At 67.9% G+C, this 8,479-nt stretch carries 10 protein-coding genes; 9 read left to right on the top strand and 1 reads right to left on the bottom strand.

The features are described 5' to 3' along the window. The 9 genes from L995_RS10200 to L995_RS10160 all read left to right on the top strand — a co-directional run. The coding region (locus L995_RS10200) for an ATP-binding cassette domain-containing protein (RefSeq protein ID WP_156136028.1) at nucleotides 1-456 on the top strand (456 nt) is incomplete at its 5' end. After that, a complete protein-coding gene (locus tag L995_RS10195) occupies nucleotides 446-1,462 on the top strand; it encodes an ABC transporter permease (RefSeq protein WP_047471370.1) in 1,017 nt (338 codons plus the stop codon). The genes L995_RS10200 and L995_RS10195, both read left to right, overlap by 11 nt. A gap of 54 nt (nucleotides 1,463-1,516) precedes the next feature. Next, a complete protein-coding gene (locus L995_RS10190; RefSeq protein WP_047471368.1) occupies nucleotides 1,517-2,266 on the top strand; it encodes an SDR family oxidoreductase in 750 nt (249 codons plus the stop codon). A gap of 18 nt (nucleotides 2,267-2,284) precedes the next feature. Then, nucleotides 2,285-3,175 (top strand): fumarylacetoacetate hydrolase family protein, encoded by an 891-nt coding sequence (locus tag L995_RS10185; protein ID WP_047471365.1) that lies wholly within the window; start codon nucleotides 2,285-2,287, stop codon nucleotides 3,173-3,175. 7 nt (nucleotides 3,176-3,182) lie between these two features. Further along, entirely contained in the window at nucleotides 3,183-4,460 is a 1,278-nt protein-coding gene (locus L995_RS10180; protein ID WP_047471363.1) for an L-fuconate dehydratase, read from the top strand. 3 nt (nucleotides 4,461-4,463) lie between these two features. Then, nucleotides 4,464-5,375 (top strand): amidohydrolase family protein, encoded by a 912-nt coding sequence (locus tag L995_RS10175; protein WP_052195780.1) that lies wholly within the window; start codon nucleotides 4,464-4,466, stop codon nucleotides 5,373-5,375. 16 nt (nucleotides 5,376-5,391) lie between these two features. Further along, on the top strand, nucleotides 5,392-6,168 hold the full coding sequence (locus L995_RS10170) for an SDR family oxidoreductase (protein ID WP_046986695.1): 777 nt from the start codon (nucleotides 5,392-5,394) through the stop codon (nucleotides 6,166-6,168). A gap of 16 nt (nucleotides 6,169-6,184) precedes the next feature. Further along, entirely contained in the window at nucleotides 6,185-6,532 is a 348-nt protein-coding gene (locus L995_RS10165; protein ID WP_047471358.1) for an L-rhamnose mutarotase, read from the top strand. Between the two features lie 323 nt (nucleotides 6,533-6,855). Beyond that, nucleotides 6,856-7,911, top strand: a complete 1,056-nt coding sequence (locus L995_RS10160) for a porin (protein WP_047471356.1) — start codon at nucleotides 6,856-6,858, stop codon at nucleotides 7,909-7,911. A 39-nt stretch (nucleotides 7,912-7,950) separates the two neighbouring features. Here L995_RS10160 and L995_RS10155 read toward each other — a convergent pair. Continuing rightward, nucleotides 7,951-8,479, bottom strand: a 529-nt coding sequence (locus L995_RS10155; protein ID WP_047471355.1) for a TolC family protein, incomplete at its 5' end; no start/stop codon positions are given.

Here is an 8,479-nt window from a genome sequence, read left to right as displayed (position 1 = left end):
CCGCGTGCCGAGAACGCGACCATGACCATCATGGACAGGCTGGGCCGGTTCGGGTTCATCGCGCCATCGCGCAGGCAGGCCGCGGCGTTGTCGGCCATGCGTGCACTCGATGTGGCGGCCAGCGGGCCGCAGCAGGCCGTGTCCGGCCTGTCGGGCGGCAATCAGCAGAAGGTGGTGATGGCGCGCGCCCTGGCCAGCGAACCCGATGTGCTGGTGCTCATCGATCCCACTGCGGGTGTGGATGTGAAGTCCCGGCAGGCATTGCTGGCCGTGGTGGAGGAGGAGCGACGGCAGGGCCGGGCCGTGCTGCTGGCGAGCAGCGAGCTGGACGACCTGCGCATCTGCGACCGCGTGCTGGTGATGTCGCATGGCCATGTGGTGGCCGAACTCGCCAGAGGCTGGGACGAGGGCGAACTGATTGCCTCCATGGAAGGAGTGAGCCTGCATGCGCACTGAAACCTTCGTCTCGCCGAACACGGCTGTGCCCGTGCCGGCCGCCGGGCGGCTCGCCCTGCACCGGCTGCGCGACTATGCGCTGGTCCCTGCGCTGGCCCTGCTGTTCGTGCTGGGAGCCTTGACCAGCCCCAGCTTTCTGACACCGGCCAACCTGGTCAGCATCCTGGGGGCCTCGGCAGCCCTGGCGCTGGTGGTGTTGGCGGAGTCGCTGATCATCATCACGGGCAAGTTCGATCTGTCGGTGGAGTCCACGGTGGGCATTGCGCCGGCGGTGGGCGCCATGCTGGTGATTCCCGCAGCCTCGGGGGGCTTTGGCACGGAATGGCCGGTGGCGGCGGGGCTGCTGGCCATCGCAGCCGTGGGCGCATGCACGGGTTTTCTCAATGGCCTGTTGGTCGTCAGGCTGCGGCTCAATGCCTTCATCGTCACGCTGGCGATGCTGATCGTGCTGCGCGGCGTGCTGGTGGGCGCGACCAGGGGCGGCACCCTGTTCGACATGCCGCAGCCTTTCTTCGCCCTGGCCACGGCCACGCTGCTGGGGCTGCCGCTGTCGGTCTGGCTGGCGGCGCTGGCGTTCGGCACGGCCGCCGTGATGCTGCGCCACCACCGGCTGGGCCGCGCGCTGTATGCGATTGGCGGCAACCCCCATGCGGCGCGCGCGGCGGGCATCAATGTGGACCGTATTACCTGGGGCGTCTTCGTGCTGGCCGGTGTGCTGGCCGCAGTGGGCGGGCTGGTGGTCACGGGCTATGTGGGCGCGATCAATGCCAACCAGGGCAGCTCGATGATTTTCACGGTGTTCGCGGCGGCCGTCATCGGCGGGATTTCGCTCGATGGCGGCAAGGGCTCCATGTCGGGTGCGCTGTGCGGCGTGCTGCTGCTGGGCGTGGTGCAGAACCTGCTGACGCTGGCCCAGGTGCCATCGTTCTGGATACAGGCCATCTACGGCGCCATCATCCTCGGCGCCCTGATGCTGGCCCGGCTCGCAGGTGAGCAGCAGCAATAGGCGCGGCCCGCGAATCGCCCGTGCAGAACCCTTTTCAAGGGAAGGAATGGCTCCATGAGACTCGCCGGAAAACACATTCTCGTCACCGCAGCCGGGCAGGGCATAGGGCGTGCCTGCGCGCTGATGTTTGCCCGCGAGGGGGCCAGCGTGCTGGCCACCGACATCGACATGCAGGCGCTGGCAGAACTGGAGGGACGGGACGGCCTGCGTACGCGGCGGCTGGATGTGACCGATGCGCAAGACATCCTGGCACTGGCCGGGCAGGAGAGGGCTTTCGATGCAGTGCTCAACTGCGCGGGCTTCGTGCACCACGGCAGCATCCTGGACTGCAGTGACGAGGACTGGGCCTTTGCGTGGCAGCTCAACGTCACCTCCATGCACCGCATCATCCGCGCCCTGCTGCCCGCCATGCTGGCCCAGGGCGGCGGCTCGATCATCAACATGTCGTCTGCGGCCTCCAGCGTGAAGGGCGTGCCCCTTCGCCATGCCTATGGCGCCACCAAGGCTGCCGTGGTCGGGCTGACCAAGGCCGTGGCGGCCGACTTCGTCACGCAGGGAATACGCTGCAACGCCATCTGCCCTGGCACGGTGGAGTCCCCGTCGCTGCAGGCGCGCATCGACGGCCAGGCCCGGCAGCAGGGCGTGCCGCTGGAGCAGGTGCGTGCGGCCTTCGTGGCGCGCCAGCCCATGGGGCGGGTGGGTCGGCCCGAGGAGATCGCCGCGCTGGCCACCTATCTCGCCAGCGATGAATCCCGCTTCGTCACCGGCACGCTGAGCGTGATCGACGGTGGCTGGTCCAACTGAACTGCACAGGACTGCTCCATGAAATTGCTGCGATACGGCCCCAGGGGCCATGAAAGACCGGGCCTGCTCGATGCGCAAGGGCGTGTGCGCGACCTCTCGGGCGTGGTGGACGACATTGCCGGCCCTGTGCTGCTGCCGGACAGCCTGGCGCAACTGGGCGCCCTGGACCCCTTGCAACTGCCCCTGGTGGAAGGCGTGCCGCAGCACACGCTGCGTCTGGGCCCCTGCGTGGGGCGGGTGGGCAAGTTCGTGTGCATAGGCCTCAACTACTCGGACCATGCGGCCGAGGCCGGCATGCAGGTGCCGCCCGAGCCCGTGGTGTTTGGCAAGTGGACCAGTGCCATCTGCGGCCCGGACGATGCCATCGAGATTCCGCCCGGCTCCGTGAAGACGGATTGGGAGGTGGAGCTTGGCGTGGTCATAGGCCAGGGCGGGCGCCATATCGACGAGGCCCGGGCCATGCGGCACGTGGCGGGCTATTGCGTGGTCAACGACATCTCCGAGCGCGAGTACCAGCTCGAGCGCGGCGGCACCTGGGACAAGGGCAAGGGCTGCGACGGCTTCGGCCCGCTGGGGCCCTGGCTGGTCACGGCCGACGAGGTGCCCGATCCGCAGGCGCTGCGCATGTGGCTGGATGTGGACGGCCGGCGCATGCAGGACGGCAGCACGGCCACCATGGTGTTCGGCGTGGCCTTTCTCGTCAGCTATCTGAGCCGCTTCATGAGCCTGCAACCGGGCGATGTGATCTCCACCGGCACGCCGCCGGGCGTGGGCATGGGCCAGAAGCCGCCCATGTACTTGCGTGCCGGGCAGGCCATGCGGCTGGGCATCGCCGGCCTGGGCGAGCAGCGCCAGACCATGGTGGCGGCTCGCGTGCAACCGAATCCCTCGACAACCGGCAAGGCCTGAGAAGACCATGACGCGAATCCTGTCCCTGCGCGTGCTCGATGTGCGCTTTCCGACCTCCAGGCACCTGGATGGGTCTGACGCCATGAACCCGGACCCGGACTACTCCGCCGCCTATGTGATCCTGGAGACGGACACGCCCGGCCTTGAGGGGCACGGGCTGACCTTCACCATCGGGCGCGGCAACGAGGTCTGCTGCGCCGCCATCGAGGCCATGCGCCACCTGGTGGAGGGCATGGAGCTTGACTGGGTCCGCCAGGACATGGGGCGCTTCTGGCGCCACATCACCTCCGACAGCCAGTTGCGCTGGATCGGCCCGGACAAGGGGGCGATGCACCTGGCCACCGGCGCCGTGGTCAATGCCGTGTGGGACCTGTGGGCCAAGGCCGAGGGCAAGCCGCTGTGGCGTCTTGTGGCCGATTTCACGCCCGAGGAGTTCGTCCGCGCGCTGGATTTTCGCTACATGACGGATGCCCTGACCGAAGCCCAGGCGCTGGAGCTGCTGCATCGCCAGTCGCCGCGCAAGGCCGATTGCATCGGCGTGCTGGAGCGCGAGGGCTATCCCTGCTACACGACCTCGGCCGGCTGGCTGGGCTATGACGACGACAAGCTGCGCCGCCTGTGCCGCGAGGCGGTGGCCGGTGGCTTCAACCACGTCAAGCTCAAGGTGGGGCGCAGCCTGCAGGACGATATCCGGCGCGTGTCCATCGCGCGCGAGGTGCTGGGGCCGGACCGCCAGCTGATGATCGACGCCAACCAGGCCTGGGAGGTGGGGCAGGCCATCGGCTGGGTGCGGGAGTTGGCCTTTGCCAGGCCCTGGTTCATCGAGGAGCCGACCAGCCCTGACGATGTGGAGGGCCACCGCGCGGTGCGCGAAGCCGTTGCCCCGGTCCAGGTCGCCTCCGGAGAGATGTGCCAGAACCGCATTCTCTTCAAGCAATTCATCCTGCGTGGCGCCATCGACGTGGTGCAGATCGACGCCTGCCGGCTGGGAGGGGTCAACGAGGTGCTGCTGGTACTCCTGCTGGCCGCAAAGTACGGTCTGCCCGTGTGTCCGCATGCCGGGGGCGTGGGCCTTTGCGAGTATGTGCAGCATCTGTCCATGATCGATTTCGTCTGCGTGTCCGGCACGCGTGAGGGGCGCGTGATCGAGTACGTGGACCACCTGCATGAGCACTTTGTGGATCCCTGCGTGGTGCGCAATGCGGCCTACATGCCTCCCGGTGCGCCCGGCTTTTCCATCACGATGAAGCCGGAATCTCTGGCCAGGTATCGCTTCCAGGCCTGAGCCATGGCCCTGTCCCATTCCCATTCACTTTTGCATCCGCGCATCGATGCACACCTGCATTTCTGGCGCTACAGCGCCGGGGACTATCCATGGATAGGCGCGGACATGCGGGCCCTGGCGGTGGACCGCACACCCGGCCATCTCCTGCCCCAGCTGTCTGCCTGCGGCTTCACGGGCGCCATCGCCGTGCAGGCGCGCGCCACGGTCGATGAGACGCGGTTCCTGCTGGAGCTGGCGCGGCGCAATGACTGGATACGCGGCGTGGTGGGGTGGGAAGACCTGACCTGCGAGGGCCTGGGCGAGCGCCTGCAGGACTGGCGTGCCGAGCCGAGGCTGTGCGGCTGGCGCCATCAGGTGCAGGACGAGCCCGATGCCGCAGCCTTTCTGGGCTGCGCCGCATTCGGGCGCGGCATGGCCTTGTTGCAGCGCCAGGGCTGGGCGTATGACCTGCTCGTCCTCCATCACCAGATGGAGGCGGCTGCCGCCTTCTGCGCACGGCACGACGCGCACTGGCTGGTGCTGGACCATCTGGGCAAGCCCCCGCTGGCCGTGCTGGCCCGGGAACAGGCCGCATTCGGCCACTGGCAGGCGCGGCTGGGGCGTTTTGCCGCGCTGCCGCATGTGGCCTGCAAGCTCTCGGGCCTAGTGACCGAGGCCGACTGGCGCGCTGGGCTGGACGGGGCAGGCAGGGCTTGCCTGCTGCGCTGTCTAGATATGGCGCTGCAGGTGTTCGGTCCGCAGCGCCTGATGTTTGGCTCCGACTGGCCGGTCTGCCTGCTGGCCGCGCCATACGCCACGGTCTTTGAGCTGGTGGATGGCTGGGCGTCGTCGCGGCTGTCGGCCTCCGAGCGTGAGGCGCTGTGGGGCGGCACCGCCGCGCGCTGCTACGGCCTGCATCCGCAAGGCATGACCTGACCACATGGGAGGCAGCATGGACCTGAACCTGAAAGACAAGACCTTCATCGTCACGGGCGGTGCCAGCGGCATCGGGGCGGCCATCTCGCTGCGGCTGGCCGGTGAAGGTGCGATTCCGCTGATCTGCGGCAAGGACACCATGTCCGCGCGGTTCGAGGCGCAGCTCATGGAGCTGCAGCCCCGGGCCCGCCACTTCCGCTTCGACCTGGTCGATGAACAGGCATGCGGAGAGATGGTGGCCCGCGCTGCGGCGGACTGCGGCCACATCGACGGCCTGGTGAACAACGCGGGCATCAATGACGGCGTGGGACTGGAGGCAGGGCGCGACGCCTTCGTGCGCTCGCTGCAGGCCAACCTGGTGCACTACTACGTCATGGCCCACCATTGCCTGCCGCACCTCAAGGCCAGCCGTGGCGCCATCGTCAACATCTCGTCCAAGACCGCGCTGACCGGGCAGGGCCAGGCCAGCGGCTACTGCGCGGCCAAGGGGGCCCAGCTCTCGCTGACGCGCGAATGGGCTGCCGCGCTGGCAGCCGATGGCGTGCGCGTCAATGCCGTGGTGCCCGCCGAGGTGATGACGCCGATGTACCTGCACTGGCTGGGCCGCTTCGACGACCCCGGGCGCCAGCTGGAACAGATCAGCGCCCGGATTCCGCTGGGCCGGCGCATGACGGCGGCCGAGGAGATTGCGGACACGGTCGTCTTTCTTCTGTCCGAGCGGGCATCGCACACCACGGGGCAATGGCTGTTCGTCGATGGCGGCTACACCCACCTGGACCGCGCGCTGACCTGACCACCATGGAGACACCATGCGCCAATGCCTTACACTCGACCTCAGGGATGACCCGGCGCTGATCGCCCGGTACGAAGCCCTGCATCACCGGATCTGGCCGGAGGTGGCTGCGCATCTGCGCAGCCATGGCGTCACCGGCATGGAAATCCACCGCCTTGGCACGCGCATGGTGATGGTCATGGAAACCGATGACGCGGTGCATGACGCCCGGGCCATGGCCCTTGCCTACGCCACCGATCCGAAGTTGTGCGAATGGGAAGACCTGATGTGGGCCTTTCAGGCCCCCACGCCGTGGACACCACCTGGAGACAAGTGGACGCCCATGGCCTGCATTTTTCGGCTGGAGGATTCTGCGCAGGAGTGAGCGACTGAGCATCCGTCGGCCATGCCCCATCCCCGAACGTCGCTCAACCCCCTTCCAGGGGAAAACACCGGGGCGCCCGCGCCGCAAATGCATAGGTCTGCGCATGAATCGCTCAGGTCTGGCGCCATCCCTGCGGAGAATTCATGAAAGCAGCCTGCAGGGCATCGCAACCACGGGGCTGCATGCACCCGCAATAGCAAGAAGCACAAGAACAAGAAGCACAAGGAAAGGGGCTGGCGACCGGTTTCAAGCTGCTCCCCATGGCAGCCGTGCTGCGGCCATGGGGATTTTCGCCAATCGGCAATGTCAAGGAGGAGAGGGAGATGAATAAACGCATGATCCGCAGCGCTGGCCTGGCCGCGCTTGCATTGGGCACGGCCCTGGCGGCCCAGGCCCAGAGTTCGGTCACGCTCTATGGGCGTGTGGTCGCGGGGGTGGACTACCAGAACAATGTGTACGACCCGGCCACGGGGGGCTCCGGCAGCCTGTGGCGGGCCGTGGGCAACCAGTGGGGCACAAGCATGCTGGGTTTCAAGGGGGAGGAGGACCTGGGCGGCGGGCTGCATGCGCTGTTCACGCTGGAGTCGGGCTTCAGCATCGACGATGCCAAGTTCAACGGCGCAGGTTTCTTCAACCGCCGCACCTTCGTGGGCCTGCGCAGCGGCTGGGGCACGCTGAAGCTGGGCAAGGACCTGTCGATCTCGGATGCGCACTGGGCGCTGGACCCCACGGGCCAGCAGTTCATCGGCTCGGCCACGCTGGTGCGGGGGCGCAACTGGGGCGGGCATGACAACATGGTCTCGTACGAAACGCCCAGCTGGGGCGGCCTGCGCGTGCTGGCGCTGACCGGCCTGGGCGAGCAGCCGCAGGGCGCATCGCGGCTGCGCAAGGATGCGCTGTCCGTGTCCTATACCGCGCCCACGTTCGAGTTGCGCGCCATCTACGACGTGGCCCGCGATGCCAATGGCCGTTTCAGCGATCTCTACACCACCTCCCGCAACCTGACGCTGGGCGGCACGGTGACGCTGTCCGCGCTCAAGCTGTTCGCGGGCTATGAGCAGCTGTCTGCGCCCGACAGCGCGGCCGGCGTGCCCAACAAGGCGCGGCAGTACTGGATGGGTGCGCGCTACAAGGTGTCAGGCCCGCTGACGCTGATCGGGGCGGGCTACCGCACCACGGTCAACAACGGCGGCGGCAGCGCCAACCTGTTCAGGGCGGGCGCCGACTACGCGCTGTCCAAGCGCACGCTGCTGTACGCCAGCGTGGGCAATGTGCGCAATGGCGGCAATGCGAACTTCTCGGTGGAGACCACCAACAACAACCCGGCGCCGGGCGGCAGCCAGACCGGCCTGTACCTGGGCATGGCGCATTCGTTCTGACCGGGGCCGGGTACTTTGGCGGAGGTTGCCGGCCCTTGCTCAAGGGGTTTGCCATCCGCCGCCCAGCACCTTGTTGATCGTCACCTGGTTTTGCAGTTGCGCCAGGTGCAGGGCCGACAGGGCCAGCTGTGCGTTGCGGCTGCGCTCCTGCGCATCCAGCCAGGTGCGCAAGGGTACCTGGCCTGCGCGGTAGCGTGCCTCGTACAGGCGGGTGATTTCTGCCGATTCCTGCATGACGCGCTGCTGTGCCTGCTCCTGGCTGGCCAGCTCGGTGCGGGCGGACAGGGCTTTTTCCGTTTCCACCAGCGCGGCGTACAGCGACTTGCGGAAGTTGACCACGGCCTCTTCATGCTGGTTGCGCGCAATGGCGGTGTTCAGCCGCATCTCGCCCACGTTCAGAAAGGGCAGGGTCATGCTGGCGCCCAGGGCCGCCACGGGGTTGGCCAGCAGGTCGAGCAGCGAGTTGCTGGAGCCCCCCAGGCTGCCGGTCAGCGACAGCGTGGGGTAGTAGCGCGCGGTGGCCGCATCGCTGCTGGCCAGGGAGGCGCGCAGCCGCAGTTCGACGCGG

The sequence above is a fragment of the Delftia sp. ZNC0008 genome (genome assembly GCF_000799035.1).
Lineage (GTDB): Bacteria > Pseudomonadota > Gammaproteobacteria > Burkholderiales > Burkholderiaceae_C > Comamonas > Comamonas tsuruhatensis.
The sequence above is the reverse complement of the archived record's forward strand: the minus strand, read 5'-3'. Positions and strand labels throughout refer to the sequence as shown.

What these genes read in the sequence shown, in the direction of transcription:
- L995_RS10195 (WP_047471370.1), top strand. Translation starts at nt 446, where the DNA reads ATGCGCACTGAAACCTTCGTCTCGCCGAACACGGCTGTGCCCGTGCCG.
- L995_RS10190 (WP_047471368.1), top strand. Translation starts at nt 1,517, where the DNA reads ATGAGACTCGCCGGAAAACACATTCTCGTCACCGCAGCCGGGCAGGGC.
- L995_RS10185 (WP_047471365.1), top strand. Translation starts at nt 2,285, where the DNA reads ATGAAATTGCTGCGATACGGCCCCAGGGGCCATGAAAGACCGGGCCTG.
- L995_RS10180 (WP_047471363.1), top strand. Translation starts at nt 3,183, where the DNA reads ATGACGCGAATCCTGTCCCTGCGCGTGCTCGATGTGCGCTTTCCGACC.
- L995_RS10175 (WP_052195780.1), top strand. Translation starts at nt 4,464, where the DNA reads ATGGCCCTGTCCCATTCCCATTCACTTTTGCATCCGCGCATCGATGCA.
- L995_RS10170 (WP_046986695.1), top strand. Translation starts at nt 5,392, where the DNA reads ATGGACCTGAACCTGAAAGACAAGACCTTCATCGTCACGGGCGGTGCC.
- L995_RS10165 (WP_047471358.1), top strand. Translation starts at nt 6,185, where the DNA reads ATGCGCCAATGCCTTACACTCGACCTCAGGGATGACCCGGCGCTGATC.
- L995_RS10160 (WP_047471356.1), top strand. Translation starts at nt 6,856, where the DNA reads ATGAATAAACGCATGATCCGCAGCGCTGGCCTGGCCGCGCTTGCATTG.